Source organism: Haloarcula sp. DT43, from assembly GCF_037078405.1.
Lineage (GTDB): Archaea > Halobacteriota > Halobacteria > Halobacteriales > Haloarculaceae > Haloarcula > Haloarcula brevis.
Genome location: NZ_JAYMGZ010000001.1, coordinates 103475 through 123472, shown reverse-complemented (window position 1 = coordinate 123472; position 19998 = coordinate 103475). Strand labels below are relative to the sequence as shown.

Sequence of the window (19998 nt, the reverse complement as noted above, 5' to 3'; positions counted from 1 at the left end):
TCGGCCGACGGTCGCTGGTTCACTGCGGCTCGAACCCCGGCGGCAGGCCGGCGTGTCTGAGCCCCTCCCGCTCGGCGATGTCGAACCGGTAGACCGCGATGTCGCCCTCGGCGATTGCGTTCTCGAACAGCTCCGGCCGCCACGCCGTATCCAGCACCGCCGCGAGGTCGTCCCACTCGGACTCGGGGACGGCCTCGATACTCCCCTGCAACAGGACGCTCTCCCAGTGGAACATCGATTCGACCTTGTACACGAGCACCGCCGCGTCCTCTGCCGCCTCGGTCAACTGCTGCTTGCGGCTCGTCGACCCGCCGACGAACGTGAAATACAGCGCGCTGTCGCCGTCGTACCCGAACGACAGGGGAATCATGTACGGGCCGCTCTCGGTCGGTAGCCCGAGCACGCCGACCCGCTGGTTCGACAGGAACGCCCCGATGTTGTCGTCGTCCATGTGCGTGAGTCCGGCCGCTTCGAGCGTCTCAATTGTCATATGAGTACAACTTCGACGGAAACGTGCTTAATTAATTCGGCTATTCTCTCTGCCCGGGTATCCTGGCCCGAGGGCCGCTCCGGCGACGCTACTCCGTCTGTGTCGCCCCGGGCGCGTGGCGCTTGACCCGCTCGATTGCGGCGACGGCCTTGTTGCGCTCGGCGTAGCCTTCACCGGAGTCGGCGATGATTTCGCCGTTGCGGTGGCGCAGCCGCCAGCGCCACTCCTCGCCCCTGTCCTCGTACACCTCGAAGGCCGCGCTCCCGATTGCCAGCAGGTCGGCGTCGGCGGCGTAGGACTGGACCCGCTCGACGGCGTCCATCGCCTTCGACCGGTTCGCGTAGCCCTCGCCGGAGTCGGCGACGAGTTCGCCGTTCCCCGCTCGCAGTCGCCAGCGCCACTCCTCGCCCGCGTCCTCGTACACCTCGAAGCCGTCGTCGACTGCCGACTCCGGCGCGAGTTCACCGACGCGACGGGCCGCCCGCCGGGCGTTCGACCGGCTGCTGTACCCCTCGCCGGAGTCGGCGAGGACGTTGCCGTTGCGGTGGAGCAAGCGCCAGCGGAACTCCCCGGCGGCGTCGGCGTACACCTCGTAGGCCACGGGGTCGATGTCGAGGTAGGCCGCACCGGGGACGTACGCGCGGACGCTCTTCAGCGCCCGGCGGACGTTCGACTTCGAGGCGTAGCCCTCGCCGGAGTCGGCGAGGATGTTGCCGTTGTCGTGGCGCAAGCGCCAGCGGAACTCCCCGGCCGAGTCCTCGAACAGTTCGAACGCGGCGTCGCTCTCGGGGGCCGGTACGACCGGCACGTCCTCGGCGTCGTCGTCCTCGGTCGCGTCCTCGAAGAAGACGACGGCCCCGCCCGCGGCGTTCGATTGTACGCTCCGAAGCCCCTGCATCGCCTTCTGACGCGAGGAGTAGCCCTGCGCGCTGTCGGCGATGACGTTCGAGTTCCGGTGGCGCAGTCGCCAGCGGTACTTCCCGGCGGCGTCAGCGTACAGTTCGAACGTCGCCTTGCTGTCCATCGCGGCCGCGATAGTCGCCTGTGCCGCGGCCAGTTCCGCCTCGGTCGCGTCGGTGACGGTCGCCAGTTCCTCGCGGGCGGCCTCGCTGGTCACCAGTTGCTCGGCCAGCGTGTCGCGCTCGCGAGTCGCTCGTTCGGCCACCTCGGACTGCTGTCGTGCGTCCTGCGAGGCCTGCTCGGCCTCCTGGGATGCTCGCTCGGCCGATTCCGTCGCCTCCTGTGCCGTCCGTATGGCCTCGTCGTAGGCCTCCTGGCGGCCGGTCAGCAGCGGCGAGACGACCGCCCCGACCGCCATCAGTGCCAGCCCAACGATGTACAGCGTCACCGCGGGGTTCCCTTCGGGGCCGGTCCAGTTCGACGGGTAGAATGTGGTGAACCACACGATTGCGACCAGCCCGACCACGGCACCGAGGTACGTGAGTATCAGGCCCCGTCGTGTCAGCGGCAATCTGATGGTCGGGCCCGCAAACAGCGAGATGAGCCCGATTGCACCGAGGAGATAGCCGAACTGCCGGGGTGTGCTCCGCGAGGCCGACAGGTAAAACAGCAGTAAGCCGACGATACCCAGCACGATTCCGACGACGAACAGCCAGTAGCCGTACACTTCGTCGTCGGTCGTCGGGTCGCCGATGCGGTTCCGATACACCGAGATTAATACGTTTTCAGTTGCCACGTAGTGGCTACACAGGGCGGGTATATTATCTTGGTGTCGGCCACCGGGGCTTCGAGTGACTTATACCGGTCGCGTGGTAACATCAGTGGGAATGAGCAATCCGGAACTGGATGTCGTCGAGTTTCTGCTGACGGCCACTATCTACAGCGAGCGGCGGGACTTCGAGCCCGACGACCTGCCTGCCACGTACCGGTCCGTGTTCTGGAGCGACGGCGAGATAGAGCGCCCTCTGTCGGTCACTAACACGACCGCGAGCGAGGCCACCGGCGTCGAACGGCCCTGGGCGGCCATCTCCGGCCTGATGTTCACCGACCGCGACGACTTCTCGGGCAGCATCTCCCTGACCGACCGCGACCTCGCCGAGGAGTGGTTCCTCGAACGGGTCGACGCCGCGGCCCTCGAAGACAACCCGGTTCTGACGAGGGCCTACGAGGACCAGGTCGAGGGGGCCGACTACGAGCGCGCCCGCAGCCAGAACCGCCCGTCACGGGCCGACCGCGCGTTCATCGACGCCAAACTGGAGGAGGCGTTCGACACCGACGACGAGGACGACGAGGAGATGCTCGACCTCGTGGACGTGCGCGCCCCCGAGGAGGTGGAGATGACGCTGGACGACCTGGTGTTGACCACCGACCAGGAAGACGAGATTCAGAAGATAGTCAAGGCCATCGAACACCGCGACTACCTCGCCCGCATCGGCCTGCGGGAGATAGGGAAGCTCCTCTTCGTCGGCCCGCCGGGGACCGGCAAGACGAGCGTCGCCCGCGCGCTGGCCCACGACCTCGACCTCCCCTTTGTCGAGGTGAAACTGTCGATGATTACCAGCCAGTACCTCGGCGAGACGGCCAAGAACGTCGAGAAGGTGTTCGAGGTCGCAAAGCGGCTCTCGCCGTGTATCCTCTTCATGGACGAGTTCGACTTCGTCGCCAAGACCCGCTCTTCGGACGAACACGCCGCCATCAAGCGCGCCGTCAACACCCTGCTCAAGAGCATCGACGAGATATCGCTCATCCAGGACGAGGTGTTGCTCATCGGCGCGACGAACCACCCCGACCAGCTCGACGCCGCCGCCTGGCGGCGCTTCGACGAAATCGTCAACTTCCCCAAGCCCGACCACGGGATGCGCGCGGACATCCTCCGCATCGTCACCCAGCAGATGGACATCGACGACTTCGACCCCGAGACGCTGGCGGAGCTGACCGAGGGGCTGACCGGGAGCGACCTCCGGCTCGTGCTCCGCGAGGCGGTCCTCAACGCCCTGACCGAGGAGCGGACCACGCTCACCCAGCAGGACCTCGAAGACGCCATCATCGACTTCGAGGAGCGTGACAACCTCAAGAACATGGACATGATGGACGGCGACGCCGACGCGCTGGTCGCCGGGAGCGGCGGCTTCTCCGGTGACGGCGACGGCGGTCACGACCACGACCACTGACGCGCCCGGTTCGGACGCCCCCCGGGGCCGCCGGTAGCGGCGATTTACTTATCACTACGGAAACCATTCGGTAGCCATGGCAGCCGACGACGTGTTTACCGAGACGGACGACGCCGCCGAGGCGTGGGTCGACGTTCGCATGACCGACCCGGAGGAGGGCGAGTGGGACGTAGACGTGGTCATCGCCGAGAAGCGGGTCGAGTACGTCGACCTGCGTATCCGGCCGGAACTGCTCGAGGGGTTCTTCGAATGCCTGTTCGACGACCTCTCCGACGAGCGCGCCCGGTCCCTGCTCTCGGCGACGCTAGAGCGACAGGGGCTCGACCCCGCGACGCTCGCCGACGAGGAGTAACGAAAGCGAGGGGCTTACGCGGGTCGCCCTCTGACCCGTAGGTGATGGAGGTCACGCTGCTTGGGACCGGCGACACGACGGGGACGCCGACGGTCGGGTGCGACTGTGACACCTGCGAACGGGCGCGCGACCCCGACGAGGAACTCAGGGCCCGCGTCCGCGAGCGCGGCATCGACCCGACGGGGGGCGTCGAGCGGTCGCGCTTCTCCGTGGCGCTTCGAAACGACGCGACGGGCGAGTCGCTGCTGATAGACCTGAGTCCGGACTTCCGCCACCAGTTCCTCCGCGAGTCGGTCCCGCTGCCGGACGCGGCCATCGTCACGCACGTCCACTTCGACCACCTCGACGGCCTCGGCAACGCCTACCGCCTGTTCGACCATCTGCCGGTCCACGCCGCCGACGAGACGGACCCGGTGACCGACGAGAGCGTCGCCGAGGGCGTCCGGAGCCGCTACGACTACCTCGATACGGTGTCGGTCCACGCACAGACGCCGTTCGAGCCGTTCGCCGTCGCGGGCTTCGAGGTGACGCTCGTCCCGGTCACGCACCCGCCGCTGCTGTGTTACGGCCTCCGTATCGAGGAGCCACAGACCGGCGCGGTGCTGTCGATATCCGGGGATACCTGCTACGACGTGCCCGACCGGTCCCGCGACCTGTTGACCGGTGCCGACCTCGCGCTCGTCGAGGGCATCGTCCACCCGGAGGCCTGCGAGTACCACCCGAAGGGCGGCGCTCACCGCGACGAGGACGGCGTCCCGCGGACCTTCGGCACGAAACACATGACGCTTGCCGGCGCGCGGGACTTCGCTGCCGACATCGAGGCCGAGGACTACCGCATCGTCCACACCGCCCACTACGTCCCGGCGGACCGGGCCTTCGCCGACGACATCGGGCTCGACGGCGAGCGGTTCACGCTCACGCCCTGAAACCGCCGGTATCTTATAGGCAATACGGGCCGTCCCCGCCGTATGGACAGGCGTGGCATCGCGGAGGTCGGCGGGCTGTCGCTGGCCGGCGGCGTCCTGGGGACCGTCGCCCAGCAGGCCGTCGTCGGCAGCGTCGACTGGGTGCTCGTGGCGGGGCTGGTGGCCTGTGTCGCAATCGCGGCCGCGGCGAACTACCGGGCCAGGACGGGACACGCGGCACAGGTCGCGACCGAGGCCCCGGCGGTGACCGAGGAGAACTACGAACAGCACGCCCGCCGGGCGTCCGGTGACGGCGGCGTCCCGGCCGACGACCCCTCGACCGACGGCGACCGGTAGCGGGCGGTCAGCCGAAGCGGTCCAGCCCGGACTGGCGACGCTTGCGCCCGTCGGGGTCCGCCCGCCAGGGCGTCCGCTCGGCCCGGAGTGCCTCGCCGTCGACGGCCGGCGGGTCGGCCATCTCGTAGCCCCCGCAGTCCGGGCCGCACTCGTCGCTCTCGCGGACGGCGCGGTCCTTCCACTGACAGTACGGGACCCCGTCGCCGTCGGGCGAACAGCGGGCACACGCCGGGTAGTCGAAGCTCCGCCACCCCTTCCCGTAGGCCCGCTCGGCGAGCGCCCGACGGGCGCGAGCTTTCTCCGCGGCGCTGACCACCCGTACGTCCGTTCTGGTCGGCCCCGTCTCCAGCAGTTCGACGCCGGCGTCGTCGGTCGCAAGCGGCGTCGCCTCCCGGCGGACGTCGACCGTCCCGCTGTCGGGGTCGAACCGCCAGACGCCGACTGCCTCGGGAATCCGGTTGAGGTGCGCGCCGGTGACGTAGGAGGCCGTCGCCAGGACGACGCGGTCCGCGAGCGCCAGCGACACGTCGGTCCGGAGCTGTGTTTCGAGGTCGCCGGGCCGGCCCAGGTCCGGCTTGTTCTCGATGGCGACGATGCCGTCGAACCAGTCGGGGTACCGCGCCGTCTGGCGGACGTAGGTCCGGCCGCCCCGGCGCTCGCGCTCGAAGAAGCCCCGCTCGATGGCCAGTTCGACCGCCCGTTCGGCGCGGTCGGGGTGACAGTCGAAGGCGTCCTTCCAGTAGCGGGCCCGGCCGGGGCCCACGTCGCTCTCGATGGCCGCCGTCGGGAGCCGCTCGGGGGTGACGGCCGCCCGTTCCTCGAACTCGGGACCCGGCTCGACGACGACGGTGTCGAGGACGCGCCGGCCGTGGACGGCCCCGCCGAGCTGGCGGCTCACCAGGCGGCCCTCGCGTTCGAGGTGGGCACACAGCGCCAGTTCGAAGTCGAACTCCCGCACGGCCACAGACAGGGCCGGGACGGGCAAAAGCCCCGCGCCCGTCGCACCGCTCCGTCGGTGGACGGCGGCAGGAACGCCGAGCATCGCCCCGTCGTCGCCGCCGTCAGGGACCGAAGCGGCGACTGAACCGGGTTCGGCGGGGCGCAAACAGTAGGTTTATCAGTTGCACGCGGCGAAACTCCACCAAGATTACTCCCGAAATGACATCGAACAAACAACCGGAGGTGAACATCGGACTCGTCGGGCACGTCGACCACGGAAAGACGACGCTCGTACAGGCGCTGTCCGGCGAATGGACCGACCAGCACTCCGAGGAGATGAAACGCGGTATCTCTATCCGACTCGGCTACGCCGACGCGACGTTCCGTCGCTGTCCGGAGGCCGAGGAGCCGGAGGCCTTCACTGTCGACGAGCACTGCGACGACCACGACGTCGACACCGACCACCTCCGGACGGTGTCGTTCGTGGACGCTCCGGGTCACGAGACGCTCATGGCGACGATGCTGTCCGGCGCGGCCATCATGGACGGCGCGGTCCTGGTCATCTCGGCGACCGAGCCTGTCCCGCAGGCCCAGACAGAGGAGCACCTCTCCGCGCTCGACATCATCGGCATCGACAACATCGTCATCGCCCAGAACAAGGTCGACCTCGTCGACGAGGAGCGGGCGATACAGAACTACGAGCAGATACAGGAGTTCGTCGAGGGCACCGTCGCCGAGGACGCGCCGGTCGTCCCCATCAGCGCGGGCCAGGAGGCCAACATCGACCTGCTCATCGAGGCCATCCAGTCCGAGATTCCGACGCCGGAGCGGGACCCCGACGAGGACGCCCGCATGATGGTCGCGCGCTCGTTCGACATCAACCGCCCGGGCACGACCTGGGAGGACCTGATGGGCGGCGTGCTCGGGGGCTCGCTCGTCAGTGGGCAACTCGAAGTCGACGACGAAATCGAGCTCCGCCCCGGCCGCGAGGTCGAGGAGGGCGGCAAGACGGAGTGGCAGCCCGTGACGACGACGGTCCGCTCGCTGCAGTCGGGCGGCGACTTCGTCGACACGGTGACGCCGGGCGGCCTGCTCGGCGTCGGCACGGGGCTCGACCCGTCGATAACGAAAGGCGACGCGCTGGCCGGCCAGGTCGCCGGCCCGCCCGGCAGCCTGCCGCCGACCCACGAGACGTTCACGATGGACGTGGACCTGCTCGAACGCATCGTCGGCGACGACGGCGGCGAGGTCGAGGAGATATCGACCGGCGAACCGCTCATGCTGACCATCGGGACGGCGACCACGGTCGGCTCCGTCACGAGCGCCCGGGACGACGAGTGTGAGGTCGCACTCAAGCGCCCGGTCTGTGCGGCCTCGGGCTCGAAAATCGCCATCAACCGCCGCGTCGGCGCGCGGTGGCGGCTCATCGGCGTCGGCACGCTGCGGTGATGCTCGTGCTGGACACGAACGCCCTGATGATGCCGGTCGAATGCAACGTCCGGCTGTTCGAGGAACTCGACAGGGTCGTCGGGACGGCGGAGTACGTCGTGCCGGCGGCCGTCCGCGAGGAACTGGCGAAACTGGCCGACGGGGCCGGCGCGGAAGCGACGGCCGCCTCGGTCGGCCAGGACCTGCTGGACCGGTGTACGGTCCGGGAGACGACGGCCGACTACGCCGACGACGCCGTCCTCGAACTCGCGCGAGGTGACGACGCGACACACGCGGTCACGAACGACACCCCCCTCAAACGACGCCTGCTGGACGCGGGCGTTCCAGTAATTAGTTTAAGGGGCCGGAACAAACTGGGTATCACTCAACCATAACACATGTATAAACGGGTACGCCTACGCGATACGGTCGAAGTCCCGCCACGCTTTCTGGCGGAGGTCAGTCCGGGGCTGGTCAAACGGCTCCTGCAAGAGAAGCTCGAAGGTCGGATGGACGAGGACGTCGGCAGCGTCGTCTCCGTCATCGAGGTCCACGACATCGGCACCGGAGCCGTGCTGCCGAACAAGCCCGGCGTCTACTACGAGGCCGAGTTCGACGCGCTAACCTTCGACCCGCAGATGCAGGAAGTGGTCGACGGCGAGGTCGTCGAGGTCGTCAACTTCGGGGCCTTCATCGGCATCGGGCCGGTCGACGGCCTGCTGCACGTCTCCCAGATATCCGACGAGTACCTCGCCTACGACGAGGAGAACCAGCAACTGGCCTCCCGAGAGTCCAACCGGACGCTCACCGTCGGCGACGCCGTCCGGGCCCGCATCGTCACCAAGAGCATCGACGAGCGCAACCCGCGCGACTCCAAAATCGGCCTCACGGCCAAGCAGGTCGGGCTGGGCAAGCACGGCTGGCTCCAGGAGGAGCGCGAGCGCCGCGAGGGCACGGCGGAAGCCGGTGATAGCTGATGGCGGACCGACTCGTCTGCCGCGACTGCCACCGCGTCCAGAGCGCGGAGATAGAGAGCCAGTGTGAGGCCTGTGGCGGCACCGCGCTGACGGAGGACTGGGCCGGCTACGTCGTCATCGCGCACCCGGACCGCTCCGACATCGCCGCCGAGATGGAAGTGACCGAGCCGGGCAAGTACGCGCTGAAAGTCCGCTAACGTGTCCGACGTCGTTCTCGAACTCCCGAGCGGCCTGCGAACGGACCTGAAAGAGCCGCTCGGACGCATCTACACCGACACAGCGGCGCTGCTGGCCGACGCCGCGGACCCGATTATCGCCGTCGGCGACATGGTCACCTACCACCTCGTCGAGGCCGGCCGCGTGCCGGACCTCGCGCTGGTCGACGAACGGACCAAGCGCTCGGCCGTCGACGCGGACGTGACGGCGGCAATCGACGGCTTCGACCGGGAACTCGCCGTGGCGAACCCGGCCGCGACGCTCACCGCCGCGCTGCTCGGCGCGCTCCGTGACGGCCTCGACAGCGAGGGGACGACGCTCGTCGACGTCGACGGCGAGGAGGACCTCGCCACGCTGCCCGTCGTCCTCGCCGCGCCGGCCGGGGCGAGCGTCGTCTACGGCCAGCCGGACGAGGGAATGGTGCTGGTCCACTGCGACGACACGGCCCGGGAGCGGGCCCGGGACCTGCTGGAGCGGATGGACGGCGACACCGAGCGAGCGATGGCGCTTCTGGAATAGTTACTCCGGTCGCGGCACGCTGAGGTTCTGCATCGCCGTCTCACAGCGGTCGCAGCTGACCGTCGAGCGCTCGCTACACAGCCGTTTTCCGCAGTCCGGACATTCGAACAGCTGTTCGTCGTCGTCACAGGGGGCTGGGTCTGACCACGTCGGCATGCTTGGTACTACTTGGCACTCGTCGTGGGATAAACCTTGCTCATACCGCGACGAAGCACAACGGCTGTCCAGAGAAACTGGACGTACGTTCACTCAAGGACGTGAACGTGCCTGACTAGCGAACGGTGGACCCGCCGTCGGAAGTAGTCGGTGACGGTCCAGCCCGCGTCCGTCGCGGTGTCTCGCCAGTCGCGGTCCGCGACCAGCACGCACCGCGCAGCGACGCGGGCGGCTTCGCCGAGCGCACCGGCGACGAGGGGGGCCAGTTCGCCCTCGATGCGGGACTGTCGGCCGTAGGGCGCATCGAACACGACGGCGTCGGCGGCGTCGTCGGCCACCGGCAGCGCGGACGCGTCGGAGCGGACCAGCCCCCACTCGCCCGCCTCGGGATAGGCGTCTCTGTCGGGATGGCCGTCGCCGTCGAGCGCGTACGCGAGGTTCTCGCGCGTCCCGCGGACCATCTTCGCCTGCGCGTCGCCGCCGACCACGTCGGCCCCGACCAGCCCCGCCTCCAGCAGGAGCCCGCCGGTGCCACACATCGGGTCCAGGACCGTGGCGTCCGGGCCGGCCCCGGCGACGTTGACCAGCGCGCGGGCTTCGAGCGGGTCCATACTGCCGGGCTGGAAGAACGGGCGGTCGGTGGGCTGGCGCTCCCCGAAGTCCCGGACGCTCTCGGCGGCGAGCCAGCCCAGCGCACAGCAGGCCTCGCCGGTCCCGCCCTCCTCGTCGCCAGTGGGGTCCGAGAAGTAGGCGTAGAGGACGTGGTCTGGGTCGTCGAGGTCGACGGCGAAGCCGCGGTCGGTCAGGACGCCGCCCAGCGTCCGCTCGGCTTGCTGGGTGTCGACGCCGGTGCTCGCCCGCACGTCGACCGCCCGCACGGCGACGCTCCCCTCGCGGTCGACGGTCGCGGCCGACAGCAACGCGGCGGCGCTCTCGACGTCGGGGTCGGTGGTGCCGACCAGGTCACAGGCCCGGTGGGTGAACGCGAGGTGGCGGACGCGGCCGCTGATGCCCCGTGCCGTCGCCAGCCCGGGGGCGAGCACGTCGACGGCGCTCGCGGCGCTTGCGGCCTCCCGCCGCGCGAACGCGTCGTCCTGCCCGCCGAGTTCGAGGACGTACACGCCCGAGCGGTGTGGGCGAGCGTGCATGAGCGTGCCGGTCGCGCCCGGGAACAAAACGCACAAGCGACCGGCCGCCGAACCTCGGGTATGCTCCAGTCCGGGTTCTCCAGCCTGACCGGCGGCGGTCTCCTCGCGGTCGTCGTGACCGTCCTCGTCACCTGGCTGTTCTACGCCGTCACCCTCCACCTGGCCGCGACGTTCTTCATCGGCGACGTGCCGAGCCAGCTCGCCGCCAAGGCCGCCCTCGTCCCGGCGGTCGTCTCGCTGATTCTCCAGCGCTGGGGCGTCGAATCCGGCGTCGTCTCGGCCGACCTCGGCGTCGCGGTCGTCCTGTTGCTCACCCTCGTGGCCGACGGCATCGCCATCAGCCTCTCCTACCGGCTGTCGACCCGCTCGACGGCCCCGCTCGTTGCGCTGCACCTGGCGTTCGCGGCGGTGCTCGGGTTCGCGTTGAACAACATCTTCGGGTTCTTCTGAACCCCGGAACAGAGGCGAAGTGAGAGGATGACTGCCAGACGCTCTCGGCCGTTTGCGGCGCGGGCCGGACGCGGCTAGCATACCGCGCCTCCGGCGCGGTTTCACTCCGAGTCGCGGCCCCAGGCCGCGACTTGGAGCCTTTTTAGCGTAGATTTTTGTGGCGGGGGTGCCCGCAGCACCGTCGGCGCGAGGATACCCCCGCCACAAAAAGGTACTATTCCACCAGCCGCTCGATTTCGGTCACGAGGATGTCGCTCGCGCCCACGTCCTTGAGCGAACTGATGGTCTCGAAGACCGCCCGCTCCTCGACGACGGCGTGGACGGCGAGCTGGTCGGAGCCGGCGATGTCCATCACGGTGGGGCCGCCCATCCCCGGGAGCACGCCTTTCACGTCATCGAGGGCGTCTTCGGGGGCGTTCATCATCAGATAGCGCTTGTCTTCGGCGGCGAGGACGGAGCCGAGCGCGGTGTCGACCTGCTGGACCTTCTCGTCGTCAGCTGTGTCCGCGCGAGCGAACAGGCGTACGGAACTTTCGAGCACCTCGTCGACGACTTCGAGGCGGTTCATCCGGAGCGTCGTCCCGGTCGAGGTAATGTCGACGATGCCGTCGGCGATGTCGACGTGGGGCGTGAGTTCCGTCGCGCCGGACACCTCCGTTACGTCGACGTCGACGTCGACGCGGTCGAAGTACCGGCGGGTGATGGTCGGGAACTCCGTGGCGATGCGGCCCCCTTCGAAGTCGTAGACCGTCTCGACGTCGCTGTCCTCCGGGGCGGCGAGGACGAGGCGACAGCGGCCGAAATCGAGGTCCCGGAGTTCGACGAGTTCGTCGGCGTCGGATTCGCGGACCTGGTCGAGGCCGGTGATGCCCACGTCGGCAGCGCCGTCCGCGACGTACTCGGGGATGTCGGCGGCGCGGGCGTACAGCACGGTCACGTCCGGGTCGACGGTGTCGGCGTGTAGCTGACGGTCGGCCCCGTCGACGACGTGGAGGCCGGCCCGTTCGAGCAGTTCCTCGCTTGGTTCGTGCAGGCGGCCCTTGTTGGGGACGGCGATGCGCATACGCCTACTGGCAGGCCGCGGGGCAACTGTCTTTCCCCTCGCGGCCGGCGGGACCTGTCACACCCGGCCCCGGCGCGGCAGGGTGAGGAAGACGCCCGCGGCCAGGAGCGTCAGCCCGGCGAGCCCGTAGAACGCGAGGGCGAACAGGCCGCGGTCGGCGAGCAGGCCAACCGCCGTCGAGCCGAGCGAACTGACCGCGAAGAAGGCGGTCCGGAGCAGGCCCCAGCCGGTCCCCTCGGCGGCGTCCGGCAGCGTATCGACGATGTAGGCGTTGGCGAGCGGCCCGGCGCTCATCCGAACCCCGATAGCGGCGGCGACGACGGCCAGCGGGGCCACGCCCTCCACGGACGGCACGAGCGCGAGCGGGACGGTGCTGACGAGCGCGACCCCGGTCAGCACGACCGGCGTCCCGTACCGGTCGGCGAGCCGCCCGGTGACCGTCTGTGAGAGCGCGCCGCCGACGAACAGCACCGAGAGGAGCGCCCCGGCGGTCCCCTGTGAGAGGCCCCGGACCGCGACCAGATACGTCGTCAGGAACGCCGTCACGGCCTGGAAGACGAACAGCATGAGCGTCTCGCCGGAGACCGACAGCACGAGTGCCCGGTTGCGAAAGCCCGCGACGACCGTCCGGAGGTCCCGTCGGAGGCTCCGCTCGCTATCGACGGCCGGGCGGTCCGAGACCGACAGCCAGAGCGCGCCCGCCACGACTATGAACAGCGGGGCGACGCTGGCGAGGGCCGCACGCCAGCCGTAGCGGGTGGCGACGAACGCGGCGACCGCCGGCAGGGCGGCCGCCCCGAGGGAGCCGGCGGCCATCACGACGCCGAAGGCGGTCCCCTCGCGGGCGTCGAACGTCCGCGAGAGGACGGTCCCGCGGGTCGGGCCGTACAGCCCCGTCCCGAGCCCGAACGCGCCCGTGGCGACCAGAAACAGCGAGAACACCGGCGCGAAGAAGTAGCCAAGCAGCCCGACGCCGGACAGCAGCGCCGCGGCCACCAGCAGCGTTCGCTCGCCGACCCGGTCGATGAGCGCCCCGGCGGGGAACTGCATCGCCGCGTAGGTGAGCCACAGCACCGTGACCGCGAGCCCGGCCTGGGCGTTGGAGATGACGAACTCCTCGCGTATCGTCGGCAGAATCGCCGGGACGACGAAGCGCATCCCGAGCACGAGGAACCAGCCGGCGGCGACGGCGAGCAGCATGCGGCCCGGGCTCTCGTGTCGCAGGGCGGTGACCCGCTGCCGGATGCGCTCTGCCGTCGCCATGCTTTGGCCTCTCGGACGCGCTGGAGCGGAAAGACCCCTGCGGAACAGGCACCGCTTCGGCGGTCGGCCGACCCAGCGCGTGCCAACACACCGCACTGCGACGCCGTCGACCCGGCGAACTAAGACCCGCGGTTGCGAAGCCACGGCCATGAGTGAACTCCTCGTCACCGGCGGGCAGGTCCTCCGCCCGGACCTGACTGTCGAGCGGGCGGACGTACTGGTATCGCGGGACAGCGGCGACATCGTGGCGGTCGACGAGCCGGGCGCGCTCTCCGGCGACGACGAACTCGACGCCGAGAACGGGCTGGTCATCCCTGGCCTGGTCAACGCCCACACCCACGTCGCCATGACGATGCTGCGGGGCCTCGCCGACGACAAGCCTCTCGGCGCGTGGCTTCAGGAAGACGTCTGGCCCGTCGAGGCCGAACTGACGCCCGAGGACATCCGCGCCGGCGCGGAACTCGGGCTGGTCGAGATGATTCGCTCGGGGACGACCAGTCTCTCGGACATGTACTTCGAGGTCGGGGAAATCGCCGATGCCGTCGACCAGGCCGGGATGCGGGCGGTGCTCGGGTTCACAGCAGTCACGGTCGGCAAGGACGACGAGGGCGCGCGGGCCGACCTGCGGGAGAGCCTCGACGTGGCCCGAGAACTCGACGGCGCGGCCGACGGCCGGATTCGGACGACGTTCCAGCCCCACTCGCTGACGACCGTCGGCGAGGACTTCCTCCGGGAGTTCGTCCCGCAGGCCCTCGACGACGGACTCTCGATACACTTCCACGCCAACGAGACACGCGACGAGGTGACGCCAATCGTCGACGAGCACGGCGTGCGCCCCCTCGCCTACGCCGACGACGTCGGCCTGCTGGACGGGGACACCTACGTCGCCCACGGCGTCCACGTCGACGAGAGCGAAATCGACCTGCTGGCCGAGACGGGCACCGGCGTCGCCCACTGCCCGGCCTCGAACATGAAACTCGCCAGCGGGATGGCCCCCGTCCAGGACCTGCTCGACGCCGGCGTCACCGTCGGCATCGGGACCGACGGCGCGGCCTCGAACAACGACCTCGACATGTTCGACGAGATGCGCGACGCGGCGATGCTGGGCAAACTGGCGGCCGACGACGCCAGCGCGGTCGACGCGGGCACGGTCGTCGAGATGGCGACGGCGAACGGCGCGGACCTGCTCGGCTTCGACAGCGGGCGCATCGAGGCCGGCGCGAACGCCGACCTCGCCGTAATCGACCTCGACGCGCCGCACCTGACCCCGGTCCACGACCTCGTCTCGCACCTGGCCTACGCCGTCCGCGGCAGCGACGTGCGCCACACGGTCTGTGACGGCGCGGTGCTCATGCGCGACCGGACCGTCGAGGTGTTCGACGAGGCGGCGGTGCGGGAGCGGGCGAGCGAACACGCCGCCGCGCTGGTCGAACGGGCGGCCTCTTAACCAATCGAACTGAAGTGGTAACTAAACGACGAAAACAGCGCATAAACGATATCGCCGGTTCTCGGACGGTCTCGACGCGACCGCGAACGTGGTGAACGAGTTGAACGGGAGGGGGTGTTTATCGCCCTCTCGGCGCACCTCTCTGGCACGATGCGCACCAAGCTCTTCGCACTGTACGCCGCTGCCGGACTGGTCATGCTGGCCGCCGGGCCGGGACTGGCCGCCGGGGCGGACTCGGCCGGGAACACCGACGCGGGCAACGCGCTCGCGGTCGGCGTCACACAGGCCGACGACGGCACGGCGACGGTATCGGTCACGGCGAACGAGACGGGCGTCGAGAACGCCTCGGTCGCCGTCGAGACGGTCGACAACGCCTCCTACGCCGGGACGGGGAACTACACGACCGACGGTGACGGCACGGTCGGGTTGCCCGCGCCCGAGCAGAACGTCACAGTTGAGGTGACGGCGACGGCGGCCAACCACACCGCGACGACGACGGCGGACCTGACCGTCACCGCGAACGTCACCGAGTTCGACACCTTCGGTCTCCGGGTGTCGGCCTACGTCAACGACCTGCTGAGCGACGAGAACCGGACCGGCGGCATCGGTCCCGCCGTCGCCAGCTTCGTGACGGCGAACAACCCCGGCAACGCGCCGGACCACGACGGCCCGCCCGCCCACGTCACGGGTGCGAACGAGAGCGAGAACGAAACGCACCCCAGCGACCGACAGGGACCGCCGGTCGACATCTTCGGTGAGGACGACGAGAACGAAACCGAGGACGACGACCGCCGCGGCCCGCCCGAGAACGCTGGACCGCCCGATGACCGCGATGACGACGAGGACGAGACCGAAGACGACAACGAAACGGACGAGGACGACCGCCGTGGCCCCCCGGACCACGCTGGCCCGCCGGAGGACCGCGGTAACGACGACGAGGACGAGACCGAGACTGAAGACGAGGACCACGAGGACGAGACCGAAGATGGGGACGACGGCGAAGACGTGGACTCCGAGGACGACAGCGAAGACACGGAATCGGCGGACGAAGACGACGAATCCGGCGACGAAGAGGGCGCTGAGGACGACGCGGACAGCGACGCCGAGGAGTCAGAGGACGACGGCGATAACGACGATGACGACAGCGACAACGACGATAACGACGATGACGACAGCGACCGCGGCCGACCGGACGACGCCGGTCCGCCCGCCGATCGCGGCAACTGAGCGGCTTCGGTAGCGTTTTAGGAACTCTCTCCGTCTGTCGTGGCATGACGACGCCTATTTCAGAGCGACTTGACGACCTCGACGAGGCTCGTGAGTCCGGCCGCAAGAAGATGGACTGGGCCATTCAGCACATGCCCATCTGCGGCGCGCTCCGCGAGCAGTTCGAGGCCGACCAGCCCTTCGCCGGCGAGCGCATCGGCATGGCGATGCACGTCGAAGCGAAGACCGCCGTCCTGGCCGAAATCCTCGCCGCCGGCGGCGCGGAGGTCGCAATCACCGGCTGTAACCCCCTCTCGACGCACGACGACGTGAGCGCCGCGCTGGACGCCGTCGACGGCGTCACCTCCTACGCCGAGCGGGGCGTCGACGACGAGGCGTACTACGACGCCATCGAGGCGGTCATCGACCACGAGCCGACCATCACCGTCGACGACGGCATGGACCTCGTGGCGGCCATCCACGAGGACTACCCCGAGCTCATCGACACCATCGTCGGCGGGGCCGAGGAGACCACCACCGGCGTCCACCGCCTGCGCGCCATGGACGAGGACGGCGAACTGAAGTACCCGGTGTTCGCCGTCAACGACACGCCGATGAAGCGCCTGTTCGACAACGTCCACGGCACCGGCGAGTCCTCGCTGGCCTCCATCGCCATGACGACGAACCTCTCGTGGGCCGGCAAGACCGTCGTCGTCGCCGGCTACGGCTACTGCGGCAAGGGTGTCGCGAAGAAGGCTGCCGGCCAGAACGCCGACGTGGTCGTCACGGAGGTCGAGCCCCGCCGCGCGCTCGAAGCCCACATGGAGGGCTACGACGTGAAGCCGATGGCCGAGGCCGCCGCCGAGGGCGACGTGTTCATCACGACGACGGGCAACCGCGACGTGGTCGTCGAGGAGCACTTCGAGGCCATGCAGGACGGCGTCCTGCTGGCTAACGCCGGCCACTTCGACGTGGAGGTCGACCTCGACGCGCTGTCGGACCTCGCCGCCGACACCTACGAGTCCCGCGACGGCGTCCGGACCTACGAGCTGGCCGACGGCCGCCGACTGAACGTGCTGGCGGAGGGCCGTCTGGTCAACCTCGCTACCCCCGTCGCGCTGGGCCACCCCGTCGAGGTCATGGACCAGAGCTTCGGCGTGCAGGCCGTCTGCGTCCGCGAACTGGTCGAGAACGGCGACGACTACGACGCCGGCGTCCACGCCGTCCCGGACGAACTGGACAAGGAGGTCGCCGAAATCAAACTGGACGCCGAGGGCGTCGAATTCGACGCGCTGACCGACACGCAGGCCGAGTATATGGATTCCTGGCAGCATGGGACGTAGAGTGGTCTGAGCGCAGCGAAGACCACTTATCAGTCGAGCGGTGACCGAAGGGCGGGAACTCCTGTCGAGTGCGAAAACGCGGCCACGGAGCGTCAAGAAGAGCCGAAACGGCGCGCCGGAACTCCGTAGTGTCGGTGAGCTATCGCCGTACGTCGACGGACACCGTCGACTGAATCCACGCCGACCGGTTCTCGGGGTCGCCGATGTGGGCGACCGTGCTCTCGCCAACGTCGTACTCTTCGAACGTCGCTCGGATACCGGACCGTGAGTCGGTGTCGTGTTTGTGCGTCATGTGTGCCTGTGTGGGCAGTTACCCGTCGAGGGGCGGTTGTCCCCTCTCGTCCTTACCACACGTCGATAGAACGGCGTCAGGGGTATCGGCTTGTCCGCTAGCTGTATTGGGGCGATGGCCCGGCGACGCTACGTGTATAGGGCCCCTGACTCTCCTGGGTCCCGACGGCGGTGCGGTCGGGTCGGGAGTGGCCGCGAGCGGCGCACGCGCCGGCCCGTTCGGTGACGGCAATTTTATTCGCTCCCGTCCGAAAGGTGGTGGCAATGGAACCGCTCCACGCACGCTATCCGTTCCTGGCGCGGTCACGCGAGGCCGTCGAAGCCGCGGCGGTGGACCTCGGCGAGGTCGTCGCCACGGACGAGGCGGTCACGGCGCGCGCGCTGGAGCGAGTCGAGTCGGCCATCACGGACGGCAGCGTCGGCGAGCCACACCGGCGGACACGCGTCGAACTGCTGTCGTACCCCGTCGCCCGCGTGCTGGTCTCGCTCGTCGACGTCCACATCTGTACCCGCAAGTACGCGCAGGCGGAGGCCGAGGCGGCCTACGAGCGGTTCACCGAGGAGTTCGCCACGACGACGGAGCTGAAATCCACCCAGCGGGAGACGCTGGACCGCGAGGAACTGCTCGCGGAGTTCGACCTCGCGAGCGCCGTCCGGGACGCCGGCGACGGCTACCGCGTCGAGGTCGGCGCGTATCTCGACCTGGCGGCCGACCAGCGGGGGGACTCCTGGCGGCTGGTCAACCGGCCGCTGGCCGACGGGCAGGTCCGGGTCACCGCCGAGGAGTTGCACGTCCTGCTGAAGCAGGCCATCCGCCACCGCGTCGCCGACGGCCTGCCGTTCGACGTCCCCGACGCCATCGCGGACGAACTGACCGAGGAGGTCGACCGCCTGGAGGAAGTCCTCTCGGACCTGGAACTCACCCGCGAAATCGACACCGTCGTGCCGGAGCTGTTCCCGCCCTGCATGAAGTCCCTGCTCGACCAGGTCCAGAAGGGCGAGCACCTGGAACACCACTCCCGCTTTGCCATCGCCGCGTTCCTGACCGGCATCGGCATGACGACGGACGAAATCGTCGACCTGTTCCAGGTCAACCCCGGCTTCGGCGAGGAAGCGACCCGCTACCAGGTCGACCACATCCGTGGCGAGACCAGCCCGACGGAATACTCGACGCCGGCGTGTTCGACCATGCAGTCCTACGGCGACTGCGTCAACAAGGACGACCTCTGTGAGACGATTGCCCATCCGATGGGCTACTACGAGCAGAAGCTAGACGACACCGACGAGGAGGAACTGGTCGATTGGCGCGAGGACGAGGGCGACGAAGAGGCCGACGCCTAGAACTGCTGGCGTTCGAGCCAGAGACCGGCAGCGGTCATGAACACGACGAACAGGCCGATGACCCCGATGAGGGCGTACCCGCCGGTGGCTGACAGGCTCGACCCGCTCAGGTACGACTGTGAGACGGTAACAGCTGCGCTGACGAACAGCACGACGGCGACCGCCGAGATGACGATTTGCAGGAGCGTCTCCCGCTCGATATCCATGTCCTGCGGTTTCACAGGGCCGGCAAAAAGGGTATCGAAGCGCCGGAGCCCGGCGGCCGAGCAATTTAGGGCCGTGTAGCACCTACGTTTCGACTGGACGCACCCGAAAATACAGCCGCGTCCGCACCTATGACGCTCATCGAGCCAGCAGCCGACCGGCAGAGTACCGCACTTGCACCGGACCTCCGTTCACTCCCGGACCGGGCCGCCCGCGCCTGGACCGAGCGCATGGCCGTTCGCCCGCGCGCGGACGGCACGTACGCCGTGACGACCGAAAGCGACAGCACGTACCTCGTCGACATCACACAGCAGTCCTGTGCCTGTCCCGACAACCGCATCCGCGGCGAGCACTGCAAGCACCTCCGGCGCGTCGCCATCGAAATCACTGCACGGCGGGTCGCGCCGCCCGGAAAGGACCGGGCGACCTGTGACGCCTGTGGCACCGTCACCTTCGTCGGGCCGGACGCACCGACGCCTCACCTCTGTGGCCAGTGCCGACTGGAAACCGGCGATATCGTTCGGGACCGCGAGACGGGCGACAGACTCGTGGTGACGGCCGTCACCGACACGCTGGCCGACGACTGGACCGTCGAGGCGACCGGCCAGACGGTCGCCGACTACGACACCAACGACGGCTACCCCGACGACGACATCGTCGTGTTGGCGACGTACCTCTCCGCGGCCGTCAGCGAGACCGACCCGCGGGAGTACGCCTTCCCGCTGTCGCGGCTCCGCCGCGCCGAGGACGCCGAACTCGTCGGCCCGTAGTC

At 69.1% G+C, this 19998-nt stretch carries 24 protein-coding genes; 15 read left to right on the top strand and 9 right to left on the bottom strand.

Going from position 1 to position 19998, the window contains the following annotated elements; translation table 11 throughout:
* Positions 1-19: 19 nt before the first annotated feature.
* Positions 20-490 (bottom strand): pyridoxamine 5'-phosphate oxidase family protein, encoded by a 471-nt coding sequence (locus tag VI123_RS00655; protein ID WP_336336152.1) that lies wholly within the window; start codon positions 488-490, stop codon positions 20-22.
* Positions 491-578: 88 nt separating this feature from the next.
* Positions 579-2159: a DUF1508 domain-containing protein gene (locus VI123_RS00650; protein WP_336337360.1), complete on the bottom strand. Its 1581-nt coding sequence runs from the start codon at positions 2157-2159 to the stop codon at positions 579-581.
* A gap of 118 nt (positions 2160-2277) precedes the next feature.
* On the opposite strand from VI123_RS00650, the gene VI123_RS00645 reads away from it, so the two are divergent.
* From VI123_RS00645 to VI123_RS00630, 4 genes are all read left to right on the top strand, one after another.
* Positions 2278-3621 (top strand): ATP-binding protein, encoded by a 1344-nt coding sequence (locus tag VI123_RS00645; RefSeq protein ID WP_336336151.1) that lies wholly within the window; start codon positions 2278-2280, stop codon positions 3619-3621.
* Between the two features lie 76 nt (positions 3622-3697).
* On the top strand, positions 3698-3973 hold the full coding sequence (locus VI123_RS00640; protein ID WP_336336150.1) for a hypothetical protein: 276 nt from the start codon (positions 3698-3700) through the stop codon (positions 3971-3973).
* A gap of 44 nt (positions 3974-4017) precedes the next feature.
* The gene (locus tag VI123_RS00635) at positions 4018-4899 is read left to right on the top strand and encodes an MBL fold metallo-hydrolase (RefSeq protein ID WP_336336149.1); all 882 of its coding nucleotides are present in this window, start codon (positions 4018-4020) and stop codon (positions 4897-4899) included.
* A 42-nt stretch (positions 4900-4941) separates the two neighbouring features.
* Positions 4942-5235: a hypothetical protein gene (locus tag VI123_RS00630; protein WP_336336148.1), complete on the top strand. Its 294-nt coding sequence runs from the start codon at positions 4942-4944 to the stop codon at positions 5233-5235.
* Between the two features lie 7 nt (positions 5236-5242).
* On the opposite strand, the gene VI123_RS00625 is transcribed toward VI123_RS00630, so the two are convergent.
* A complete protein-coding gene (locus VI123_RS00625; protein ID WP_336337359.1) occupies positions 5243-6193 on the bottom strand; it encodes a DUF5787 family protein in 951 nt (316 codons plus the stop codon).
* A 200-nt stretch (positions 6194-6393) separates the two neighbouring features.
* Here VI123_RS00625 and VI123_RS00620 point away from each other — a divergent pair, with 200 nt between their 5' ends.
* Genes VI123_RS00620 through VI123_RS00600 form a run of 5 tightly spaced genes read left to right on the top strand, consistent with a single transcriptional unit; the run spans position 6394 to position 9314 of the window.
* Entirely contained in the window at positions 6394-7623 is a 1230-nt protein-coding gene (locus tag VI123_RS00620; protein WP_336336147.1) for a translation initiation factor IF-2 subunit gamma, read from the top strand.
* Positions 7623-7997, top strand: coding sequence for a twitching motility protein PilT (locus VI123_RS00615; protein ID WP_336336146.1), 375 nt, complete (start codon positions 7623-7625; stop codon positions 7995-7997). Before VI123_RS00620 ends, VI123_RS00615 begins: the two co-directional genes overlap by 1 nt.
* 3 nt (positions 7998-8000) lie before the next feature.
* On the top strand, positions 8001-8579 hold the full coding sequence (locus VI123_RS00610) for a DNA-directed RNA polymerase (protein WP_004516007.1): 579 nt from the start codon (positions 8001-8003) through the stop codon (positions 8577-8579).
* Complete coding sequence (spt4, locus tag VI123_RS00605; RefSeq protein ID WP_336336145.1) at positions 8579-8776, top strand: transcription elongation factor subunit Spt4; 198 nt, start codon at positions 8579-8581, stop codon at positions 8774-8776. The genes VI123_RS00610 and spt4 overlap by 1 nt, the downstream gene beginning before the upstream one ends.
* Position 8777: 1 nt before the next feature.
* On the top strand, positions 8778-9314 hold the full coding sequence (locus tag VI123_RS00600) for a GTP-dependent dephospho-CoA kinase family protein (RefSeq protein ID WP_336336144.1): 537 nt from the start codon (positions 8778-8780) through the stop codon (positions 9312-9314).
* Here the strand turns inward: VI123_RS00600 and VI123_RS00595 are convergent, their stop codons facing one another.
* Positions 9315-9470 carry a rubrerythrin-like domain-containing protein gene (locus tag VI123_RS00595; RefSeq protein WP_151101250.1) on the bottom strand — a complete coding sequence of 52 codons (156 nt, stop codon included), beginning with the start codon at positions 9468-9470 and terminating at the stop codon, positions 9315-9317. It lies immediately after the preceding gene.
* 89 nt (positions 9471-9559) lie between these two features.
* Positions 9560-10591: a TIGR01177 family methyltransferase gene (locus tag VI123_RS00590; RefSeq protein ID WP_336337358.1), complete on the bottom strand. Its 1032-nt coding sequence runs from the start codon at positions 10589-10591 to the stop codon at positions 9560-9562.
* Between the two features lie 87 nt (positions 10592-10678).
* On the opposite strand from VI123_RS00590, the gene VI123_RS00585 reads away from it, so the two are divergent.
* A complete protein-coding gene (locus VI123_RS00585) occupies positions 10679-11068 on the top strand; it encodes a DUF7473 family protein (RefSeq protein ID WP_336336143.1) in 390 nt (129 codons plus the stop codon).
* 214 nt (positions 11069-11282) lie between these two features.
* On the opposite strand, the gene hisG is transcribed toward VI123_RS00585, so the two are convergent.
* A complete protein-coding gene (hisG, locus tag VI123_RS00580; protein ID WP_336336142.1) occupies positions 11283-12131 on the bottom strand; it encodes an ATP phosphoribosyltransferase in 849 nt (282 codons plus the stop codon).
* A 57-nt stretch (positions 12132-12188) separates the two neighbouring features.
* Positions 12189-13331 carry an MFS transporter gene (locus tag VI123_RS00575; RefSeq protein ID WP_336337357.1) on the bottom strand — a complete coding sequence of 381 codons (1143 nt, stop codon included), beginning with the start codon at positions 13329-13331 and terminating at the stop codon, positions 12189-12191.
* Positions 13332-13542: 211 nt separating this feature from the next.
* Between VI123_RS00575 and VI123_RS00570 the strand changes: the two genes are divergently transcribed.
* From VI123_RS00570 to VI123_RS00560, 3 genes are all read left to right on the top strand, one after another.
* Complete coding sequence (locus VI123_RS00570) at positions 13543-14841, top strand: amidohydrolase (protein ID WP_336336141.1); 1299 nt, start codon at positions 13543-13545, stop codon at positions 14839-14841.
* Positions 14842-14991: 150 nt separating this feature from the next.
* The gene (locus VI123_RS00565; protein ID WP_336336140.1) at positions 14992-16068 is read left to right on the top strand and encodes a hypothetical protein; all 1077 of its coding nucleotides are present in this window, start codon (positions 14992-14994) and stop codon (positions 16066-16068) included.
* A gap of 44 nt (positions 16069-16112) precedes the next feature.
* Complete coding sequence (locus tag VI123_RS00560) at positions 16113-17390, top strand: adenosylhomocysteinase (protein WP_336336139.1); 1278 nt, start codon at positions 16113-16115, stop codon at positions 17388-17390.
* A 139-nt stretch (positions 17391-17529) separates the two neighbouring features.
* On the opposite strand, the gene VI123_RS00555 is transcribed toward VI123_RS00560, so the two are convergent.
* Positions 17530-17682, bottom strand: a complete 153-nt coding sequence (locus tag VI123_RS00555; RefSeq protein ID WP_336336138.1) for a hypothetical protein — start codon at positions 17680-17682, stop codon at positions 17530-17532.
* A gap of 263 nt (positions 17683-17945) precedes the next feature.
* Here VI123_RS00555 and priL point away from each other — a divergent pair, with 263 nt between their 5' ends.
* A complete protein-coding gene (priL, locus tag VI123_RS00550) occupies positions 17946-19022 on the top strand; it encodes a DNA primase regulatory subunit PriL (protein WP_336336137.1) in 1077 nt (358 codons plus the stop codon).
* Here the strand turns inward: priL and VI123_RS00545 are convergent.
* Positions 19019-19228, bottom strand: a complete 210-nt coding sequence (locus tag VI123_RS00545; protein WP_336336136.1) for a DUF7472 family protein — start codon at positions 19226-19228, stop codon at positions 19019-19021. The two genes, priL and VI123_RS00545, sit on opposite strands and share 4 nt — an antisense overlap.
* 129 nt (positions 19229-19357) lie before the next feature.
* On the opposite strand from VI123_RS00545, the gene VI123_RS00540 reads away from it, so the two are divergent.
* Positions 19358-19996: an SWIM zinc finger family protein gene (locus VI123_RS00540; RefSeq protein ID WP_336336135.1), complete on the top strand. Its 639-nt coding sequence runs from the start codon at positions 19358-19360 to the stop codon at positions 19994-19996.
* Positions 19997-19998: the final 2 nt, after the last annotated feature.